This is a genomic window from Cohnella sp. 56 (genome assembly GCF_037963805.1).
Lineage (GTDB): Bacteria > Bacillota > Bacilli > Paenibacillales > Paenibacillaceae > Cohnella.
The window spans coordinates 1-18,826 of sequence record NZ_JAZDQE010000030.1 but is presented as its reverse complement, the minus strand read 5'-3'; the positions used below and the strand labels follow the sequence as shown (position 1 = coordinate 18,826).

Genomic DNA, 18,826 nt, shown 5'->3' with positions numbered 1-18,826 from the left:
GCTTGCCTGCATCCTGACTGTTCCAAAGCTTAACATATTATAACAAACGGGCGGCCTAATTGCGATTTTGGCAGCACACATCCTCTATATGGAAAAGCCGGGGATATCCCCGGCCGCATCTTGCCACTGTGCGTCAGTCCTGCTGGCGCGCCAGCGATTGCTCGGCGAGCTGGATCGCGCGCTTCACCATATTGCCAGCGTCCTTGGTGCTGATGGCGCCCCATCCCTCGCGCTCGACCTTCCCGTAGAATCCCAGGTCCTTGGCGAGCTCCGTCTTGAGCGACTCGGTCATCGTACCTCTGCGTCTACGGCTCATCTGGCTCCCTCCCCGCGAATGACGACGCCGCAGCCGGCTGGCGCGTGCGTCTGCCTATAGCCTCTCCCGGAGAGGTCCCGCGAATGCAAAACAGGCAGCCGAGCCGATGACGGCGCGACTGCCTATGGCGATTCCCGAAAGCGTTAGTGCTGCAAATAGTCGATGCGGACCTGCCCCTGTTCATTGCACAGCATGACTTCGACGGACTCGGTGAGAATGTCGGCATAGCTGTATGAAACACGCTTGAACGCATTCTGCTCCTGGTCCAGCTTGACGATGAACACCGACGGGTAAATTTCTTCGAGAACTCCCGTGCGTTCGATGGTTTTACGGCGGCCACCGTTGGCGCGGAGCATGATCTTGGATCCGATGTGCGGCTCCAAGCTTCGTTTGATATCCAGAAGCGTGTTCTTGGACATGTCCACTACCACCTCTTTCCCTGTAAATTATACCTAAAAACAGGGGAGGTGTCAAACGGTTAAATATTATAGCAGCGGACAAGAAATATTGTCAATAATGTTTTGGAGATATCGCTTTATTTTTAAATAAATTGAGTCTTGAGAAATAAAAATCAGCCAAAATCTGCAGCAGCGAGCGTCGGGACGATCAGGGTCGGCTTGATGTTCGGGAGTCCGATCCGGTACTTGCCGAGCGACTCCACGCCGCCGACGCCGCGCATGCCGCTGATCGTGTTGGAGATGACGTCCGGCAGGTCGATCGTCTCCCTGAACGGGGTGAAGGCGGCGCGCACGGCCACGTACACCGGATCGAGCGCGTGGATCATGATGCGGGCCGGAGAGCTGGCGAAGTTCGCGCCGGCGGACATGAGCGCTTCAAAGTGCGACTGGCAGGCGCCGGCAACGACGATCAGGGAATCCCGGCTCTTGTCGTAGCGTCTGGCATTGCGGACAGCCTGGATGAAGTTGCTCGAATTTTTGTAGCTCGTGAGCAGCTCGTAGTTGCTCCTGTTCTTGAAGACGCCGTCATGGCCGGTGATGACGACGATATCGGGGCGTACCTTGGGCAGCAGGTCGGCGACCGCGTCCGCCATCTGCGACTCATGGCAGTGGATGCCTTCAGCCGGCATGCGGAGCTGACCGTACACCGCCATGCTCTTGCGCAAATAGTTGGCATCCCCGTCCAAGTGCAGCACCTTGCCCGGCAGCTCGAAGTATGGCTTGCCTGTACCGCCAGTAGCCGCCGCGCCGGGATCGCCCTTGTCCTCCCTCGCGTGCATCCGCTCCTCCTGCATCCGCTTCATCGATTCGCTGGCCTGCACACGCGCCGTTCGGGGGCCGCGCAGCTCGTCCGGATTCTCCACCTGCGCGAGGTCCTTGACGGGCGCGTCCGCGAGCAGCCGATAATCCGTGCCCCGCAGCACCGCCGTATTTTGCAGCAGCGCTGCGATTCGGAACAATACATCGCCGCCGTATGATTTTCGGACGACCAAGTCCCCTAGCTTCATGGGCGAATCACCTCTTCGTCTATCGTATGGAGAGGCGGGCCCGATGGTGCAAAATAAGACGCGCCGAGGGCTCCTTCATAGTCGAAGGAGCCCTCGTTCTATTCGATGAGTCCCGCGTCCGCGAGCCCGTCGGCGAGCGTCGCGAACTCCTGCAGCGACAGCGTCTCGCCGCGCCGCTCGGGCTTCACGCCGCAGGCCTCGAGCACGCCGGCCAGCTCGCCCTTGCGCTCCTTGCCGATGAGCGCGGCGAGGTTGTTGTGCAGCGTCTTGCGCCGCTGCACGAAGGCGGCATGCACGACGCGGAAGAAGCGGTCCTCGTCGGACACGTCGACCGGCGGCGCCTCGCGCCTCGTCAGGCGGATGACGGCGGAGTCGACGTTCGGCGCCGGGATGAAGGCGCCGGAAGGCACGATACAGACGATGTCCGGCACGCAATAGTACTGGACGGCAATGCTGAGCGTGCCGTAGTCCTTGCCGCCGGGCTTCGCCGCCATGCGCTCGGCCACTTCCTTCTGCACCATGACGACGATCCGGTCGAGCGGCAGCCGCTGCTCGAGCAGCGTCATGACGATCGGCGTCGTCACGTAGTAGGGCAGGTTGGCCACGACGCTGACACCGCTGCAGTCTGCGAACCGCTCCGCCCACAGCTTCGCCAGGTCCGTCTTGAGCACGTCGCCGTGCACGACCGACACATGCGGGTAGGGGGAGAGGACGTCGCTGAGGATCGGGATGAGACGGTTGTCGATCTCCACCGCGGCGACCGTGCCAGCTTCCTGCGCGAGCCGCTCCGTCAGCGCACCGATGCCCGGTCCGATCTCGAGCGCGCCTTTGTCCTTGGAGAGCGCGGCGGCGTCGACGATCTTGTCCAATATATTTTTATCGATCAGGAAGTTCTGACCGAGACTCTTTTTGAAGGTAAAGCCGTGCTTGCGGATGATATCCTTCGTCCGCGTCGGCGTCGCGATATCCATAGCGCTTCCGGCCATGCTGCCGGCGCTTCGGGCGCTCCCGGCCGGACGGCCGGTGCTGCCGCTCTGCCGCCGCCCTGCGCTTCCCGCCCGGTTGTCCGCTCCCTGCTTCGTCATTCGCCTACTCCCTCTCTCGTCAATTGCCTGAGCGCTTCGGCGAATTCGGTCCGCGTGATCCTGAACATCCCCAGGCGCTTGTAGAACTGCTTGCCGTTGGCATAGCCGATGCCAAGCAGCTCGCCCATCCGCTCCCTGCGGCTCGCCGCCGCAGGATGAACGATCAGGCCGGCGTCGATCAGATCCGGCCACGAGATCTCCGGCTCCGCGTGCGCAGCCCCGCCCGCGACGGCCTCCGCCCGGACCGTCGCTGCTGCCTCGTCGGCCCCCGCATCCGCCGCCGCCCTGCCCGCCTGCACCTGCGCCGCACTCGCCGCGCGCGCCTCCATCGCGGCCGCGCCACTCGACGCCCGCACCCGGGCGAGCGCGCCGCGGATCGCGTCCGGGCTCGCGTGCTCGACGCCGATGCCGTCCTTGCCCCGGGCGTCGGCCTTCGCGAGGAACGCGTGCTTGCAACCCGGCACGCGCGCCTCGATGATCTTGCGGATCTTCTCCCCGGGCACGTCGGGATCCGTGAATACGATGACGCCTCGCCGCTCGCGCGCCAGCTCGATGCGCCGGAGCACGGCTTCGTCGATCGCCGAGCCGCCGGTCTCGATCGTATCCGCGTCGACCGCCCTGCGCACCGCCACCGTATCCTCCTTGCCCTCGACCACGATGATCTCCGCCACTTTTATTTTTTCATCGCCTGACTTACCGATGATCCTTCACTCCGTTCGCCTGCATTCCAATCGCTTGTATGCACTCGCCTGCATTCCGCATCGCCTGCATTCCGCATCGCCTGCATTCCGCATCGCCTGCATCCCATTCGCCTGCATCCCGTTCGCTTGCTTGCCTATGCCTTATTATAGCCCACATTCCGCCAATGACAAAGGGAAGGAGCATATGCCCCTTCCCTGAACGCGGCAGCCCGACCAGGCCGCCGCCAAAAAAATTTCAGCCGCTCCGCCATAATAAAGACACAAATGCCATATTTGCGGGTAAAAAATAACTAAGAAAACTTAATCGGCGGATGGTTTGACCGGGCCGATCACATACACGGTATGACCGCGCTTGGTGCCGAACTTGTTCGCATACTTCTCACTGTCGTAGTATACGTCGATCTTTTTGCCTTTGATCGCGCTGCCGGTATCCTCGGCGCGGCGCAATCCGATGCCTTCGATATACACCCACCAGCCCAGCGGCACGAGCTTCGGATCGACCGCAACCGTGCGGCCCTCCACGACTTGGGTGCCGGATGCGGTGATGCCGTATCCCGGATCGCCTACATCCTTGCCGGTCGATGCCGGACCCGCCGAATAGGCGGTCAGCGTCACACCCGACATGACGCGTTTGACGTTGACGGTTTTGCCGTTCAACTGGAGCGTCTTGGCGCCTGCTTCTTCGCTGTAAGCGAGCGTTGCGACGGCGGCTTTTTTCTTGGCGCCGACCGCCACGACCTGCTGCACCGCCGGCTGTGCCAGCGACTTGTAGACCAATTGCTCGTCGACGAGCTTGCCGTCCTCGTAGACGCGCTCGAACTTTTTCACCAGCAAGCCTCTTTGTCCGGTCTGTACGACCTTCTGCTTGCCCTCAAGCATCGTCTTATCTTGTGTCTTGACGACCTTGTATTCAAGCGGATGCTCTGTCGTGACGACCTCGCGCTTGACGCGGACGATCTTGATCTGTGTGCCCTCGTCAATGCGGGCCGACACGGCCGGCGTTACTTTGTCTTCGGGGGAGAGCGCGATGCCCTCCGCCTTAAGCAGATCCCCTACCGTATCGACTGTTGTATATTTGGTCTCTATCTTCCCGTCCGCGACAAGCTGAATGCCTATTGCGCGATCGATGACGACGCGCGTGCCGTCCTCTACGGAAGACGTCAGCGCTGCCGACAGCTGATCGTTTGGACCGACCGTGATGCTCTGCTCCTTCAGCAGGGCCGAGACATCGGTAGTGCGGGTTTGGATGACGGTAGATTTCCCGCCGTCCACGACGGTCACGCTCTTGGCGGACGCGCCGTGCAGCAGCATGATGAGACAGATGGTAAGAGCAAAGGACAAGATTGCGCTCAAGAGAATCAAACGCAGATGCTCATGCAACCATCGCGCTGCGGTAAGCTTGCCGGTCGGTCGTGGATCATGGGTCCCTTGGATGGGGATTGCACCCATTTCTCTCGTTCCTCCTTCATAGCCTCGCCGTCGACTGTTCTACATGATTTCGTCTGACGCGACTATCCATTTGTGATAACGGCGCTGGAGGCACGGTGTGGAGCGGCTTGCACACCGGCTTAATGCGCCGCCTTGCCCAGCTGTCGAGGTCTGTTCATGCGCCTCCGTAGTCCCGGGATTGCTTCAGCGAGAGCGGTCCGCGCCGGCCTTGAGCACCGAATACGTGAATTCGGGCACAAAAAAAGCCTGCGACAGAGGACCTGGTCGTGGCTTCCGCTCAACTGGACGAGGGACGATAGGGCAGCACGAGGTTACCTCTCTCTACTACGCTTGCGAGGTTAGCTGTCGGGTTCGGACGTGGAGAGTCGCCCTTCGCATCCGATCGATGCGATTCACCCCTAGATTGCTCAGCCGCATGGATGACGCACCAAGCCGGTCATCGTCCGCGTCGGGTCCCCCGCTCCCCTGTTCAGGGAGATTAAGCGTACTGGAAAAGGAATGTCATATTCGGACTTCTGGATAAGATAATAACCCGCCTGCCCTAAACGTGTAAAGAACGTGCAAAGAGCGAATTTCAGCGTTTTTAGGCAAATTTAAGCCGAATTTTTTCAATTTGATGTTCAAATACTAGTTTTATCTTAGAAAATATTTATTTTTCATCGATTGTTAGCGGTTTTTCTTCGAGTCGGAAACAGGCGTAAGCATTTCGGCTCGTAATTTCTTCTATTTTTTTCCTAGAAAGGCCTGTGATTTCCGCAGCTGCGTCGGCGACAAATCGGACGTAGGACGACTCGTTGCGCTTCCCGCGGAAGGGGTGCGGAGTGAGATATGGGGCATCCGTTTCGATGAGCAGACGGTCCAGCGGTATACGCGATAATACCTCTTTTGGCACCCTCGCATTTTTAAAAGTGACCGGTCCTCCGAAGGATATATAGAAGTTCATATCGAGGCATTGCTTGGCCGTCTCCCAGCTGCCCGAGAAGCAGTGCATGATGCCGCCAACCTCTGCGGCGCCCTCCTCGCGCAAAATGCGGACAATATCCTCGTGCGCATCCCGGTTATGGATGACGATCGGCTTGTTCACACGCTTGGCCAGCCGAATCTGCTCGCGGAATACCGTATGCTGGACGTCCTTGGGCGAAGTATCCCAATAGTAGTCGAGCCCGATCTCGCCGATCGCCACCACCTTCGGGTGCGCGCACAGCGACGCGATCCAGGCCAGATCCTCTTCGAGCCGCATGTCGACGGCATCGGTGGGGTGCCAGCCGACAGCCGCGTAGATGAAGTCGTATCGCTCGGCGAGCGCGATCGTCGTCGGGATCGTCTCCCGGTTGAAGCCGATGTTCACGAGCGCACCCACGCCCGCTTCCTTGGCGCGTGTTATCATTTCTTCCCTATCGTTGTCGAACTTGGGCGAGTCCAGATGAGCGTGCGTATCGAACAGCATGTCGGGACAGGTCTCCTTTTGGTTATAGATTCAGCAGTTCCCGGATCTCGGGCTTCAGCCGTTCCTTGTGCGGGAGGATGAGATCCTCGGGATAATAGATATAATACTTGCCCGTCTGGAGGCCCGCGATCGATCGGATGATGTCGCTCTTCAAGGAAATCTCCGTCAGGCGATCCTTGTCGTCCAATACGAGGATGGGCGTCTTTTCCTTCGGGTCCTGGTCCGGCGAGATGCCGGGCTTGTATACGTCGTAGGACAGATTCGAGGGCGTGTCCATCTGCAGATGATAATCCGGATGAAGCCCGATCAGCTCCCATTGCGCGCGCAGCTCGGACGCCAATGTTTCGTGCGGACTGTCGAGGGGTACATACTTGTACAATCTGCGGTTTAAGAAGCGGCTACATAGGTCTGCCAATATCTCGTCGTCCTCGTCTGCCCATTGGCCGAATGCAGTCTGCACCATGGCTTCATCCAGCGCCAGATAATCCTCGAGCCCGATCGATCCGTTCAGCAACTGCGTTAGCGGCGGCAGCAGGAACTTGAACGCATGTCCGTGTCGGTACAGCTCGCGGGCCCTCATGAAGATCTGCCTCAATACGATATCCGAGCTCCGTGTCACCGGGTGGAAGTATATTTGCCAATACATCTGATAGCGTGACATCAGATAGTCTTCCACGGCGTGCATCCCGCTCTCCTTCACGACAATTCTGCCCTTGTAAGGACGAAGTACGCGCAAAATGCGGTCCAGGTCGAACGTTCCGTAGTTCACGCCCGTGAAGTATGCGTCGCGCAGCAGATAATCCATCCGATCCGCATCCATCTGGCTGGAGACCAGGCTGATGACAATCGGCTTGTCGTAGGATTTGCAGATGACATTGGCGACCTTCTGCGGGAAGTCCTCGCTCACCTCGCGCAGCACCCGGTTGATCTCCGTCTGTCCCAGAATAATCGCGCACGACCATTCCTCGTGATCGGTCTCGAATACCTGCTCGATCGCGTGAGAAAAAGGGCCGTGTCCGACATCATGCAACAAAGAAGCGCATAAACAGACCATCTTCTCCTCTTGCGGCCAATCCTGATATCCGTTACGCTCAAATTGACTGATAATTCTGCGCGTTATATCGTACACGCCCAGGGAATGAGAGAACCGGCTATGCTCTGCCCCATGGAACGTCAGATACGACGTGCCCAACTGACGGATGCGCCTCAGTCTCTGGAACTCGCACGTATTGATGAGCTTCCAGATCGACGCTTCCTGTACATAGATGGACTGATGAACAGGATCCTTGAATACTTTTTCCTCTAGCAGACGATACATGTTCGAATCACCTCGTAAGTTCGTCTTCGTATTCTATCTTCATTCGACAAGCATATTAGAAATTTGTCGAATTGTGTCCTCACCTTAAGTTTGTTAAAATACCGATGATTACCTTATATATGTCTTAATTAGGGCAAAACTATAGCTTTTTTTATATTTTCAGTTAAAATTAAGCTAAAGTGACCCTAAAATCTGGTTGACTTATTTGGGAATCGTTGGTACGATAGTGTACGGAAAACAAAGAATTTTGTCGAATGATGACGAATGCGCAAATCATTTCCCGGCATTCGTTTAATCTTATTTTACGCGAATGAGGGAGGATTTCCAAATGTTGAAGTCAACGGGTATTGTACGTAAAGTGGATGAACTGGGTCGTGTGGTTATTCCGATCGAGCTGCGCAGGACGCTCGGCATCGGGGAGAAGGATGCGCTGGAAATCTATGTGGACGGCGAGCGCATCATGCTGAAGAAGTACGAGCCGGCATGCATCTTCTGCGGCAATGCGGACAATGTCATTTATTTCAAGGGCAAGATTGTCTGCAGAGAATGCTTGAAGGATTTACCTGCAACTGTGTGACAAATTAGAGAACTTCGTTTATAATGGAAGAAGCACTTACCAACAACGTTATTTCTAACCTTTTTATATCTCCTTGCAACCCCTCCCGGATTAATCCGCGGAGGGGTCTTTTTGTTCAGCTAGCAGCATCTGGTAGATATCTCTGCGCGATATGCCTCGGTCGCGGGCGGCCAATCTCATCGCTTCTTTGCGGTCGCCGCCGTTGTCCTGCTCGTATCGGGCGACTTGATCGGCGACGGGCAGCCCCGTCCACCATGCCGCTCCGTCTTCATTGGGTACGGCCGTCCGCTCGCCGGCTCCCTCGATGACGAGACAGCATTCACCGAGCGGCGGATGCGCTTCGATATGATGAAGGCATGCCTCCGCGGTGCCGCGCACGATCTCCTCGTGCCGCTTGGTCAGCTCGCGCACGATCGCGAGGCGGCGGCCGCTCCAGCGCTCGGCGATCGCCTGCACGGTTTTCTTGAGCCGGTGCGGGGATTCGTACAGCAGGAGCGTGGCCGTCTCCCGATCCAGGCGGGTGAGGAAGCCATCCATGCCCTTGCGATCCCTGGGCGGGAAGCCCGTGAACAGGAAGCTGTCCGTCGGCAGGCCCGAGACGATGAGCGCCGAGAGCGCGGCATTCGCGCCGGGAATCGGGACGACCGGGATGCCTTGGGCCGCGGCCTCGGCTGCGAGGTCTGCGCCGGGGTCCGAGATGGCGGGCATGCCAGCATCGCTCACGAGCTCGGGACCGCTCGCCCGCTTGTTGTGCTCATGGTAGCTGACCAGCCGTGTCGATATCTCGAAGTGTGTCAGCAGCTTGCGCGTCTGGCGCGTATCCTCGGCCGCGATCATGTCCGCTTCCTTCAGCGTACGGATCGCCCGGAAGGTCATATCCTCCAGATTGCCGATCGGCGTCGCGACGAGATAGAGCGTACCCGGTCCCTTGCCTTCACGAACAGCGAAGCTCTTCTGCACTTGCGCCTGCGGCTTGTCCTCGCGTTGCTCCGTCATGCTCCATCGCCCCCTTGCCGCCGCCCCGCATCTTCGGAACCGAGCAGCTCTTTTTTCCGACCGTAGAATACATCCAGCAGCTCAGCCGTGTATGTGCGCCCCTGCCCCTCGTACACCACGAGAGGCGGCAGCAGCCGCAGCTCCGGCCGGCCGCCCAGGCTGGCCTCGATCAGCACCATGTTCGCTTCGGCATCCGCGCGCGAATGTACGAACCGCATCCGCTTGGGCTCCAGCCTGTGCCTGCGCATCGCGTCGATGATCTCCACGAGCCGCGCCGGACGGTGCACCATGGACACGCGCCCGCCTTCGCGGACGCTCCTCGCCGCAGCCGAGACGACATCCTCGAGCGTGCATCCAATCTCGTGCCGGGCCAGCGCCTGGTGGATGTTGCCCTTGTGCTCGCCCGAGCCGACCGGCTTGTACGGCGGATTCACCGTCACCGCATCATAAGCGTCCGCCCCCTGCAGCGCCGGGAGCGTCTTGAGGTCCGCCTCCCGCACGGAGATCCGCGCCTGCAGACCGTTGCAGTCGACGCTTCGGCGCGCCATATCCGCCAGCCTCGGCTGCAGCTCGACCCCTTCGATATGCGCCTCGGTCCGCGTCGCCAGCAGCAGCGGGATGACCCCGTTGCCCGTGCACAGGTCGAGGATCTTCCCTCGGGGCGGCACGCCCGCGAACCGGGCCAGCAGCACGGCATCGAGCGAGAAGCTGAATACTTCCCTGCTCTGTATGATTTTGTAGTCATGCGTCAGCAAGTCGTCCAGCCGCTCTCCTTCCAGCAGCGAAGGCTTTTTTTGCGCGATGTTATCGTTTTCATCCACTGACCCGAGCACCGTCCCGATTTTTTTCTTCTATTATATATGCGTCATTTCGTACCGCTTTTGCAGCCTGCGATTTACGTCTTTAAGCTTACTTGATTTGCCTCTTGGATGCCAGTCGCTCGTCCGACAGAGGGGGTCCGGACTTCGTAAAAAAGCCGGCTCTCCCGGATTGGAGAGTCGGCGGTTCGTACTAGGGCTTGCTGAGGAAGGAGAGGCAGAACAAGCAATCTCCCTCCATACGCAGATGCCCGTAATATACGTTGCAGATGTGAAAGCCTTCGTGGTACAGACGGGCGAGATTGTCATAGCCTTCGCCGGTCGGCGATGATGCTGCAGTCTCCGCGCGCTCCTGGCTGCGGGCATCGGCCGGTTCCTCCGAAGCCTCCGGCTCAGTATCGACGGCGACTTCAATGGTCTCTCGCTTGAAAATCTTGCGCAGCTGCTGATTCTCGATGCGCAGACGCTGATTCTCTTCGACCAATTCCTTAATCTTGAGCTTGAGCGAGCCAAATTCCGTATGAAGACCACCCAGCTTCGCCTCAAGTTCATCCACGCCTAAGTAAATATCCTTCATGGGCAAGCTCCACCTTAAAGAATTACTTAACGACGACCTCTTCAAACGGAAGCTCCTTGACCTTGCCGATCTCGAACAGCTGTACGTGGACGGTTCTGCTGCCTGCATTGAGGCCGACAACCTTGCCGTCGCCGAACGAGGTGACGACCATCTTGCCGACGGCGGGCATCTCTTCCTTGGCGCTCTCGTAGTTGTCGTGCTCGAACTTCAGACAGCACATGAGGCGTCCGCACAGACCTGAGATCTTGGTCGGATTCAGCGACAGGTTCTGGTCCTTGGCCATCTTGATCGATACGGGCTCGAAGTCTCCCAGCCAGGAGGAGCAGCAGAGCACACGGCCGCAGGGACCGATGCCGCCCAGCATCTTGGCTTCGTCCCGCACGCCGATCTGCCTCAGCTCGATCCGGGTGCGGAATACGCCGGCCAGATCCTTCACCAGCTCGCGGAAGTCTACGCGCCCCTCCGCGGTAAAGTAAAAAATAATTTTGTTGCGGTCAAACGTGTATTCGACATCCACCAGCTTCATACGGAGCTGATGATCCTTGATTTTTTGCAGACCAATGGCAAAAGCGTTTTTCGCCGCATTCCGGTTTTCCTCGACTGCATGTGCATCGCTGTCCGCAGCGACGCGTATAACCCTCTTCAGCGGGAGGACGACATCGGCTTCGCCGACGGTCTTCGGCCCGATGACGACCGTGCCGTATTCGACGCCCCGCGCCGTCTCGACGATGACATGCTGATCCTTGGCTACCGGATGCTCGGCGGGGTCAAAATAATAGACCTTGCCCGCCTTCTTGAAGCGGACGCCGACAACCTCGTACAATACTACCCCTCCCGTACGTCCGCGAACAGACGCTCCGGCGCGGGTCAACCCGCCGTCTGCGCGGACGCCACTAGAAATTGCTCGAAGGCGAGCTGCGGCTGTACGTTCGCCTTGATGCGGCGAACGGCAGCGAGCGCCGCCTCCATGGACCGGGTCCAATCGTGAACGCCCCGGGTCCAGGCCTGCTTGGAGAGCCACTCCGCCTGATCGGGGAATACGAGCCTCTCCTCGCGGCCGGTCATGACGTAAATCATATCTCTATACCATAAAGCAAACAGTTGCAGCAAAATATCGGTATGCTCGGCGAGCTCCGTCTTAAACACCTGTTGCTGCGCGGTAAGCAGCACGCCAGGGAACCGGGACGGTATCTCCCTGCCTAATTGTATCACTACGTTCCGAACTTCTGCAAACCAATTCTCGGCCGCCAATGCCCGGCAGGCTTCGAGCCCTGCGGACAGATGCACGACCGACTTGGCGATGAGGGACGACGTTCCCTCGGAGACGAGCTGCCGCTCCATCGCCACCGGATCGCCCGGCGTGAACGGCACGAGCTGCGTCCGCGAGACGATCGTCGGCAGCATCGCCTGATCGCTGGGCGCGAGCAGGATCGCCACGACGGGCGACGGCGGCTCCTCGAGGAACTTGAGCAGGCTGTTGGCCGCCTGGACCGTCATCGTCTCCGCCGCCTCGATAATATAAATCTTGCGCTGCGCGCCCGCGCTACGATAAGAGAGCTCCCGCTGGAGCTCTCTTATCTGATCGATCTTCACGGTCTGCCCGTCGGGCACGATCCGATGCAGATCCGGATGATTGCCGTGCTGAACCTTGCGGCAGGTCAGACATTCGCCGCAGGCGTCGTCGCCGCCGCGCTCGCAGAGCAGCGCCATCGCGAACGCCTGCGCCATCGCGCTTCTGCCGGTGCCGGACGGCCCGGCGAACAGATACGCATGCGCGACCTTGCCGCTGCGCAGCATGCCCTGCAGCAGCCGCTTGGCCCGCTCCTGGCCCGGGACTTGTCCAATTGCCATTTTCGTGCCGCCTTCTCTCTTGCTTAGAATACCAGGTTAATCAGAAGTCCGCGGATCTCGCCGACCTTCTGCAGGAGCTCCAGCCGGCCTTCCTCGCTGCCGAGCAGCTCCTCGCCCATGGCGATGAGCATCGAATCGACTTCCTCCAATATTTTGTACCGCTTGCCGCGTCCGCGACGGTCCCAGCCCTTGGTCTCCTTCAGGGCGACCCCGCGCTTGAGCGTATCCTCGAGGAAGCCCTTGACCATCGACCGGTACAGCTTCAGCTCCCGCACCGTCATCGACCGCATGAGACGGTCGCCCTGCAGGCGGATATCCTCCAGCTTGCGCTGGAGCTCCTCCTGGGTGCGGCCTTCGTCGCTCTGCTGCATGAAGTCGCCGAAGTTCGGCATCTCCCTCGGACGTGCGTTCGCATCGCTGCGCTGAATCTTATTGTTCGGGGGAAAATAACCCGGCTGGATCTTCATCCCGCTTCACATCCCACTAATAGTTAGAAGTGCTCGAACCGTTCGACCGGTACGACGAAGACGGCTGCACCGCCCACCTGTACCTCTACGGGGAATGGAATATAGGAGTCGGCTGCGCCGCTGACAGGGGATACAGGCGTTACCAGTTGATCTCGCACCTTGCAGTTGGCGCGGATGACGTCGAGCACCTGCTGCACGCGTTCGTCCTCGATCCCGATCAGGAACGTCGTATTCCCCGCCTTGAGGAACCCTCCGGTACTGGCGAGCTTCGTCGCCCGGAACCCTTCCTTGATGAGCGCGTTGGAGAGCCTGTTGCTGTCCTTATCCTGTGCTACGGCAATGACCAGCTTCATCCATCATTCCTCCCAATTCAATATAATAATAGCCCTCTTTATAAAATTAGACGCGGTGACGGCAAATCCTGCCCGTCGGGTTAATTTAGCAACCGCTATCTTCCCGCCGCATCCTCCGTCTTGCCGAGAAAATCATCCAATACCGACCTGATCTGCGCCATAACCGCCTCGATGTCCGGATTCGCATCCACGCGCTTGATACGGTCCGGGAACTGCGAGAGCACGCTCAGGTATCCTTCCCGAACCCGCGTGTGGAAGGTCAGCGATTCCAGATCCAGCCGGTTGATCTCTCTGCCGCCATGCGCATGAATCCGCTCGATGCCGACCTCGGGATCCACGTCCAGATAGATCGTCAGATCGGGCATATGGCCGCCGATCGCGAACGCGTTGATCGACCATACCTCCTCGATGCCCAGTCCCCGCGCATAGCCCTGGTATGCCAGACTGCTGTCGATGAAGCGATCGCACAATATGGTCTTACCCGATTCGAGCGCCGGCACAATCTTCTCGACATAATGCTGTCTGCGGGCGGCGGCGTACAGCAGCGCCTCCGTGCGGCCGTCCATCGTCGTATTCTTGTTGTCCAGCACGATGGCGCGGATCTGCTCCGCGATCGATATGCCGCCCGGCTCGCGTGTGGCTACGACCTCCAGACCCCGGTCCCGCAGATCGGCTTCGATCATCGTCGCTACCGTCGATTTGCCGGCACCCTCATTGCCTTCTATCGTTATAAAATAGCCTTTGCTCATATTCGTATGCTGCTCCGATTCATGTGATAGATGGCTCGCCTGCGGTCACTCTTCTTTATTATAGCCTGAAAGCTCCGCCCTGTGCATGACAATCGTGCCTCGCCGAGCTCTCCCGCTCCTCTCCGTCAAAGCGCGGGCCGCATACAGCAGACCATAGGAAGCGGCAGCCAGCACGCCGGCAAACATCATATCGAAGGAAACGTTAAACATAAACAGATGCTTCGCCATGTCCGCCTCTCCGTCTCCCATGAGCGATACGATCACCGCCACGATGCCGGTCAGCCCGATGACCGCCAGCATCTCCGCGAGCAGCCGCCGATGCCTGCGCCCCCCGCTTCTCCACCACCAGACGCCCAGCAGCGCATAATAAACGAGATACCAGACGGTGAACCATGACAATGTGTTGGGCATATGCTTATGCTTCCACTCGCTCCATGTACTGAAGGCATAGGACAGCGCGCTTCGCTTCCGGCCCTCCGCCTCGGCATAATTTCCCAGGTAATAGGGACGGATGGCCGTTCCGTACGCTGCGGCCTTCTTCAGCTTGCTCACGAACCGATCCGGATGCCTCACATAGTACAAGGCAATGTCGCGGTGTGAGAGCCGGTCGAGGACTTCGTGCTTCAGCACGGGGTCGTTCTGCGGCACGATCGTATCCTTCTGAAAATAGTTCGTGCCTGCCAGTCCCGCATACTTGTCCGGAATGCCGAGCTCGCGCATGTCCCGGCTCACATCGGGCGAATCCTTGAGCACACCGAAAAAAATCGATTGGTACAGATTGATATGCCGCAGCTCTACCGGAGCGGCGACCATCATGAGCACCGCGGACAGCGCCAGCACGCCGGCGCCGATCCTCGTCCGCCGGCGCCAGGCGGCATCTGCGCGAAGACCGGCCATACGCCACGCCAGACAGGCGAAGAGAAAGCCGAGCGGCGCGTTCTGTATCTTGGAGGTCGCCAGCGCTACGCCGGCCGCCACGAACAATCCCAGCAGCCAGGCGGACGGCGGACGGGCGGTACCGGCCGATCTGGCTGCCATGGCGATGGCGGCGCCGGCCGCCAGCATGATGGCGACCAATGCATACGGCTCTCCAAAAAAGGATTGATAATAGGCCGTATAGGCGACATCGCAAAATATAACGATCAGGATGATCGAGAGCAGCGCCCCGGCGATGGCGGTCATGCGCTTGCCCCGTATCTCAGGCGCATGACGAACGATCAGCCAGATCGCCGACAGCATCAACGCCATGTAGACGAAGCCTAATACGCGAATATCAAACGTGTGCAGATCGATTAATCTGCCGATTCCTCCGGCCAGCGCGACCAGCAGCACATGCGTGGATACATACCCGCCCGTGGTGAAGCCGCCATAATGGAAAAAGGAATGCGCGTATCCGAAGTATCGGGAGGCATAGGACTCCTGCGGATCGGCATAAGCGATGCCCGCGGCACCCATGACGCGATGGAAGTCGCCGTTGTCCGCCACCCCGATGACGGGAGGGACAAACAAGAGATAAGCCACGATGCCGGCCGCCAGAGCAACCGTGAACCAGGCGATGACCACACGCGGCTCCGTCCAGCTTGTTTGCATGTCTCTTTTCATCTAAAGCCGATCTCCTTCCGATAGAACCTGAATCTCGTTCAGTGAGACGTCGGTCGCGCCTTGGAACCTGGCTCCGGCATCCCTTAGCCGCTCTAGCTTGGCCAGGACTTCCTCTCCGATCGGCTCGCCCGGATAGAGGAGCGGGATACCCGGCGGGTAGGGAATGACCCATTCGCCGCATACGCGTCCTGCCGCCGCCTTTAACGGTACCGGTGTCGTCGCTGCGATTCTTCTTTTGATGGTGACCGGCTCGGAGATTAGCGCCTGTCTGCTCCATTCTTCCACTCGCTCTATATTTGCATTCGCTGCGCTCGCTTCGTCCGGCTTCTCCTCCAATTCCTTGGCGATATCCGTCAACGCTGCGATCAGCGCTACCCCGTCCTGCTGCCTCGTACCCGGACCGAGCGCCAATACGACGTAGGATGCGTCCGCCATCTCGGCGAGACAGCCGCGGCGCTCCAGCATGTCCTGCAGAGCTACGCCCGACAGTCGGCCGCTGGCATCCTTGAGCGACAGCTTCAGCGGGTCGTCTGCGTGTAGCAGCTCGAAGGGCAGACCGGCTGTCGCCCTTCTTATGGAGCGGGCTACGTCCAGCGCCGGTTCAAACAGGGCGGCACCCTGTGTATGCAGTTGCCGACGGGCGAGGTCGAGCGAGGCCATGAGCGGATAGGACGGGCTGGAGCTCTGCACCATGCGCAGAGCCTGCCGAATCGCGGGCCTGGGGGCGAGCTGGCCCTGCATATGCAGCATCGCGGTCATCGTCAGCGAGGACAGCATCTTGTGCGTCGATTGCACGACGACATCGGCCCCCATCTGCAGCGCGCTCTGCGGAAGCTCGGGATGATGGCCGAAGTGCGCGCCATGCGCCTCGTCCACGAGGACCGGCATATCGGCGGCATGCGCCAGCTCGACGATAGTCCTCACATCCGCCGTCATGCCGTAGTAATTCGGACTGCATAGAATTATAGCCTTGGCTTCAGGGTACTGGGCGATTGCAGCCGATATCGTTGCCGCGGTCGGTGCTATCGCAATCCCGGATCTTGTGTCTACTGACGGCTCCAGGAATACGCATCTGGCGCCGGAGAGCGCAAGACCATGAATAATCGATTTATGTACATTGCGCTGCGCCAATACGAGCTCGCCCGGCTCGCATATGCCGAGAATCATCGCCAGATTTCCCGACGTGCTGCCCCCGACGAGGAAACGAGTCTCATCTGCGCCATAGCAGTCTGCCGCAAGCTCCTGCGCCCTGGCGATCGCCCCGGATGGATCGTGAAGATCGTCCGTGCCCGATAGTTCCGTAATATCGATAGACATCAGCGTATCGAGGGCTGCTTGTTCTTCATGGAGTCCGTTGTAAAACGGCTGGCTACGCTGCTTATGACCTGGGACGTGGAAAGGGGTTGTCCGCTTAAGAGCATGCGCGATGAGCATCTCGTAGATCGGCGCCTTCTCCTGTTCCTTTTCTGACTCGTTCATTTGTGTTCCCCATTTCATAAGCTCAATTTACATAATTTTCATTATACCAGAGGGCGTACAGCGCAAAAAAGCGCCGGAAGGGCTGCCGACACTTTTCTGCGCTTATTCGAACTTCATCATCACAGCTCGCCTGTTATCCTTCTGTGGAGACCCAAATTTGCTTGAGTTGCTGCACAAAAAACGGATACCGGACGTCCTCGACCGGTGTCTTTACCATTTCCGACTCGCATAAATGACAAATGAATGCGTCCATAATCCGAATGCCCAACCGATCGTTGTGTCCGCATACGATGCAGGCTTTGCTCTCCGTTTCATTCATGGCATTCCCGCCTTTAGTTGGCTTTATACGGTTAGTATGCCTTAAACTCTATGAAAATATACATACTGATAGCCGCCCATTCAATATTTTTAACATTTACGACGGCTTGCGCCGATAGTAATATCAGGTACGAGCCAGCTTTGACAGAGGAGATACCCTATGAAATCAGCGCTTACCTCGCCGTCGACTGAGGCGACGGTCTATCATTACAAGCTCGTCCGCAAAATTCCGATGCGACCAGAAACCAAATATAGCTATATGACGACCGCATTGCTGGGCGCCGGCTTCGTGACAGGCTTCTATACCTGGACCGGGCTGCAATATGTGGCTCTCGGCCTGCTCGTCATGATATTTATCCATGCCGTCGTCCTGCGCATCACGCTGCGCCGGGTAGACGCCGCTGCAGGCAAGCGCTGGAGCTTCCGCATCGATTGGCCGTGGATCGGTCCACTGCCGGTGATGGATACGAGCCTCAGGCTGTTCAGGCGGCTGCACTATCACCTTATACTCGTCGGCTGCTGCGCGACCGCATTGCTGTATCCTTGGGCGCATCCCGCATTTCTTGTCTCGCTCTTCTACTGGCACTTCTGGCTGCTCTCCCCCCGTCTCACGCTGCTGCTGCGCATGCGCAAGGAACGCGGAGACGGCGTGCTACGCCTGTCCGAGACTGAAGTGTCCTACTATCATATTTAAACGCGTTTCAGCACCGATGACAATTACATACGCCAAAGGGTTGATCCCCCCCCCCACCAATGACATTTCGTCCATCAAGCGGTATCAACCCAGCATTTTGGCGCGGTACCCTCGTTCATACACCAGCCACTTCCCGTTTTTTTGCATACCGCCCATCACCGTCAAAAAAAATCATCCTCCGAAGAAGGTGTCACCTTCCAATGCTTCACCTCCAGGCGCCGAAGCTGACCGGCCTAGCCCCAGACAAATAACCGTAAAGCCTGCAACAGTGCAGGCTTTAACTGGACGCAATGAACCCCCACCCTCAGGCGCCGGAGCTGAGCGGCCTAGTTCTAGACAAACAACCGGAAAAACCTGCAAATATGCAGGCTTTAGAAGCGCCGGTGGACATCGCATCCCAAAACCTGCAAATATACAGGCTTTAGCCACGCCGCCGGTCCATACACCCCAAAACCTGCAAATATGCAGGCTTTGGGGCCGAAAGGCTACTGCTATTCGCGCCGCGCGCCTAAAAGGATGCATAATTGCAGGCATTTGCTCCAAAACCGTGCATTTCGGCCGAAA

The 18,826-nt window shown here is 58.7% G+C and carries 21 protein-coding genes and 1 riboswitch; of the genes, 2 read left to right on the top strand and 19 right to left on the bottom strand.

The window, feature by feature from the left end; genetic code table 11:
• Positions 1–133 precede the first annotated feature (133 nt).
• From VQ071_RS28855 to VQ071_RS28820, 8 genes are all read right to left on the bottom strand, one after another.
• Positions 134–316, bottom strand: a complete 183-nt coding sequence (locus VQ071_RS28855; RefSeq protein ID WP_340518392.1) for a small, acid-soluble spore protein, alpha/beta type — start codon at positions 314–316, stop codon at positions 134–136.
• 143 nt (positions 317–459) lie between these two features.
• Complete coding sequence (veg, locus tag VQ071_RS28850; protein WP_271753864.1) at positions 460–735, bottom strand: biofilm formation stimulator Veg; 276 nt, start codon at positions 733–735, stop codon at positions 460–462.
• Between the two features lie 152 nt (positions 736–887).
• Positions 888–1,781, bottom strand: coding sequence for a sporulation peptidase YabG (gene yabG / locus VQ071_RS28845; RefSeq protein WP_340518387.1), 894 nt, complete (start codon positions 1,779–1,781; stop codon positions 888–890).
• Positions 1,782–1,879: 98 nt separating this feature from the next.
• Positions 1,880–2,767 carry a 16S rRNA (adenine(1518)-N(6)/adenine(1519)-N(6))-dimethyltransferase RsmA gene (gene rsmA / locus VQ071_RS28840; RefSeq protein WP_340518442.1) on the bottom strand — a complete coding sequence of 296 codons (888 nt, stop codon included), beginning with the start codon at positions 2,765–2,767 and terminating at the stop codon, positions 1,880–1,882.
• 95 nt (positions 2,768–2,862) lie between these two features.
• Complete coding sequence (locus VQ071_RS28835) at positions 2,863–3,537, bottom strand: toprim domain-containing protein (RefSeq protein WP_340518386.1); 675 nt, start codon at positions 3,535–3,537, stop codon at positions 2,863–2,865.
• 330 nt (positions 3,538–3,867) lie between these two features.
• Complete coding sequence (locus VQ071_RS28830; protein ID WP_340518383.1) at positions 3,868–4,908, bottom strand: ubiquitin-like domain-containing protein; 1,041 nt, start codon at positions 4,906–4,908, stop codon at positions 3,868–3,870.
• A gap of 420 nt (positions 4,909–5,328) precedes the next feature.
• Positions 5,329–5,511, bottom strand: a riboswitch (cyclic di-AMP (ydaO/yuaA leader).
• A gap of 154 nt (positions 5,512–5,665) precedes the next feature.
• Positions 5,666–6,463 (bottom strand): TatD family hydrolase, encoded by a 798-nt coding sequence (locus VQ071_RS28825; RefSeq protein WP_340518381.1) that lies wholly within the window; start codon positions 6,461–6,463, stop codon positions 5,666–5,668.
• Positions 6,464–6,485: 22 nt separating this feature from the next.
• Positions 6,486–7,781, bottom strand: coding sequence for an HD domain-containing protein (locus VQ071_RS28820; protein WP_340518379.1), 1,296 nt, complete (start codon positions 7,779–7,781; stop codon positions 6,486–6,488).
• 328 nt (positions 7,782–8,109) lie between these two features.
• On the opposite strand from VQ071_RS28820, the gene VQ071_RS28815 reads away from it, so the two are divergent.
• Positions 8,110–8,358: an AbrB/MazE/SpoVT family DNA-binding domain-containing protein gene (locus tag VQ071_RS28815; protein ID WP_067781230.1), complete on the top strand. Its 249-nt coding sequence runs from the start codon at positions 8,110–8,112 to the stop codon at positions 8,356–8,358.
• 90 nt (positions 8,359–8,448) lie between these two features.
• Here the strand turns inward: VQ071_RS28815 and rsmI are convergent, their stop codons facing one another.
• From rsmI to VQ071_RS28760, 11 genes are all read right to left on the bottom strand, one after another.
• Positions 8,449–9,354 carry a 16S rRNA (cytidine(1402)-2'-O)-methyltransferase gene (gene rsmI, locus VQ071_RS28810; protein WP_340518376.1) on the bottom strand — a complete coding sequence of 302 codons (906 nt, stop codon included), beginning with the start codon at positions 9,352–9,354 and terminating at the stop codon, positions 8,449–8,451.
• Complete coding sequence (locus tag VQ071_RS28805; RefSeq protein ID WP_340518373.1) at positions 9,351–10,175, bottom strand: tRNA1(Val) (adenine(37)-N6)-methyltransferase; 825 nt, start codon at positions 10,173–10,175, stop codon at positions 9,351–9,353. Before VQ071_RS28805 ends, rsmI begins: the two co-directional genes overlap by 4 nt.
• A gap of 190 nt (positions 10,176–10,365) precedes the next feature.
• Complete coding sequence (locus VQ071_RS28800; protein ID WP_445293354.1) at positions 10,366–10,749, bottom strand: initiation-control protein YabA; 384 nt, start codon at positions 10,747–10,749, stop codon at positions 10,366–10,368.
• Between the two features lie 22 nt (positions 10,750–10,771).
• Positions 10,772–11,572, bottom strand: coding sequence for a PSP1 domain-containing protein (locus VQ071_RS28795; protein ID WP_340518369.1), 801 nt, complete (start codon positions 11,570–11,572; stop codon positions 10,772–10,774).
• A gap of 44 nt (positions 11,573–11,616) precedes the next feature.
• Complete coding sequence (gene holB / locus VQ071_RS28790; RefSeq protein WP_340518367.1) at positions 11,617–12,600, bottom strand: DNA polymerase III subunit delta'; 984 nt, start codon at positions 12,598–12,600, stop codon at positions 11,617–11,619.
• A 23-nt stretch (positions 12,601–12,623) separates the two neighbouring features.
• A complete protein-coding gene (locus VQ071_RS28785; protein ID WP_340518365.1) occupies positions 12,624–13,067 on the bottom strand; it encodes a YaaR family protein in 444 nt (147 codons plus the stop codon).
• A 23-nt stretch (positions 13,068–13,090) separates the two neighbouring features.
• The gene (locus VQ071_RS28780) at positions 13,091–13,420 is read right to left on the bottom strand and encodes a cyclic-di-AMP receptor (protein ID WP_067781248.1); all 330 of its coding nucleotides are present in this window, start codon (positions 13,418–13,420) and stop codon (positions 13,091–13,093) included.
• A 95-nt stretch (positions 13,421–13,515) separates the two neighbouring features.
• Complete coding sequence (gene tmk, locus VQ071_RS28775; RefSeq protein WP_340518362.1) at positions 13,516–14,169, bottom strand: dTMP kinase; 654 nt, start codon at positions 14,167–14,169, stop codon at positions 13,516–13,518.
• A 45-nt stretch (positions 14,170–14,214) separates the two neighbouring features.
• A complete protein-coding gene (gene wsfD, locus VQ071_RS28770; RefSeq protein WP_340518359.1) occupies positions 14,215–15,771 on the bottom strand; it encodes a glycan biosynthesis hexose transferase WsfD in 1,557 nt (518 codons plus the stop codon).
• The gene (locus tag VQ071_RS28765; protein WP_340518357.1) at positions 15,772–17,250 is read right to left on the bottom strand and encodes an aminotransferase class I/II-fold pyridoxal phosphate-dependent enzyme; all 1,479 of its coding nucleotides are present in this window, start codon (positions 17,248–17,250) and stop codon (positions 15,772–15,774) included. It lies immediately after the preceding gene.
• A gap of 133 nt (positions 17,251–17,383) precedes the next feature.
• Entirely contained in the window at positions 17,384–17,569 is a 186-nt protein-coding gene (locus VQ071_RS28760; protein WP_340518355.1) for a sigma factor G inhibitor Gin, read from the bottom strand.
• 159 nt (positions 17,570–17,728) lie between these two features.
• Here VQ071_RS28760 and VQ071_RS28755 point away from each other — a divergent pair, with 159 nt between their 5' ends.
• Entirely contained in the window at positions 17,729–18,262 is a 534-nt protein-coding gene (locus tag VQ071_RS28755) for a transposase (RefSeq protein WP_340518353.1), read from the top strand.
• Positions 18,263–18,826 lie beyond the last annotated feature (564 nt).

Coding starts and splice junctions, on each gene's coding strand:
- VQ071_RS28855 (WP_340518392.1), bottom strand. CDS start 316: ATGAGCCGTAGACGCAGAGGTACGATGACCGAGTCGCTCAAGACGGAG.
- veg (WP_271753864.1), bottom strand. CDS start 735: ATGTCCAAGAACACGCTTCTGGATATCAAACGAAGCTTGGAGCCGCAC.
- yabG (WP_340518387.1), bottom strand. CDS start 1,781: ATGAAGCTAGGGGACTTGGTCGTCCGAAAATCATACGGCGGCGATGTA.
- rsmA (WP_340518442.1), bottom strand. CDS start 2,767: ATGGCCGGAAGCGCTATGGATATCGCGACGCCGACGCGGACGAAGGAT.
- VQ071_RS28825 (WP_340518381.1), bottom strand. CDS start 6,463: ATGCTGTTCGATACGCACGCTCATCTGGACTCGCCCAAGTTCGACAAC.
- VQ071_RS28820 (WP_340518379.1), bottom strand. CDS start 7,781: ATGTATCGTCTGCTAGAGGAAAAAGTATTCAAGGATCCTGTTCATCAG.
- VQ071_RS28815 (WP_067781230.1), top strand. CDS start 8,110: ATGTTGAAGTCAACGGGTATTGTACGTAAAGTGGATGAACTGGGTCGT.
- rsmI (WP_340518376.1), bottom strand. CDS start 9,354: ATGACGGAGCAACGCGAGGACAAGCCGCAGGCGCAAGTGCAGAAGAGC.
- VQ071_RS28800 (WP_445293354.1), bottom strand. CDS start 10,749: ATGAAGGATATTTACTTAGGCGTGGATGAACTTGAGGCGAAGCTGGGT.
- holB (WP_340518367.1), bottom strand. CDS start 12,600: ATGGCAATTGGACAAGTCCCGGGCCAGGAGCGGGCCAAGCGGCTGCTG.
- VQ071_RS28785 (WP_340518365.1), bottom strand. CDS start 13,067: ATGAAGATCCAGCCGGGTTATTTTCCCCCGAACAATAAGATTCAGCGC.
- VQ071_RS28780 (WP_067781248.1), bottom strand. CDS start 13,420: ATGAAGCTGGTCATTGCCGTAGCACAGGATAAGGACAGCAACAGGCTC.
- tmk (WP_340518362.1), bottom strand. CDS start 14,169: ATGAGCAAAGGCTATTTTATAACGATAGAAGGCAATGAGGGTGCCGGC.
- wsfD (WP_340518359.1), bottom strand. CDS start 15,771: ATGAAAAGAGACATGCAAACAAGCTGGACGGAGCCGCGTGTGGTCATC.
- VQ071_RS28765 (WP_340518357.1), bottom strand. CDS start 17,250: ATGAACGAGTCAGAAAAGGAACAGGAGAAGGCGCCGATCTACGAGATG.
- VQ071_RS28760 (WP_340518355.1), bottom strand. CDS start 17,569: ATGAATGAAACGGAGAGCAAAGCCTGCATCGTATGCGGACACAACGAT.
- VQ071_RS28755 (WP_340518353.1), top strand. CDS start 17,729: ATGAAATCAGCGCTTACCTCGCCGTCGACTGAGGCGACGGTCTATCAT.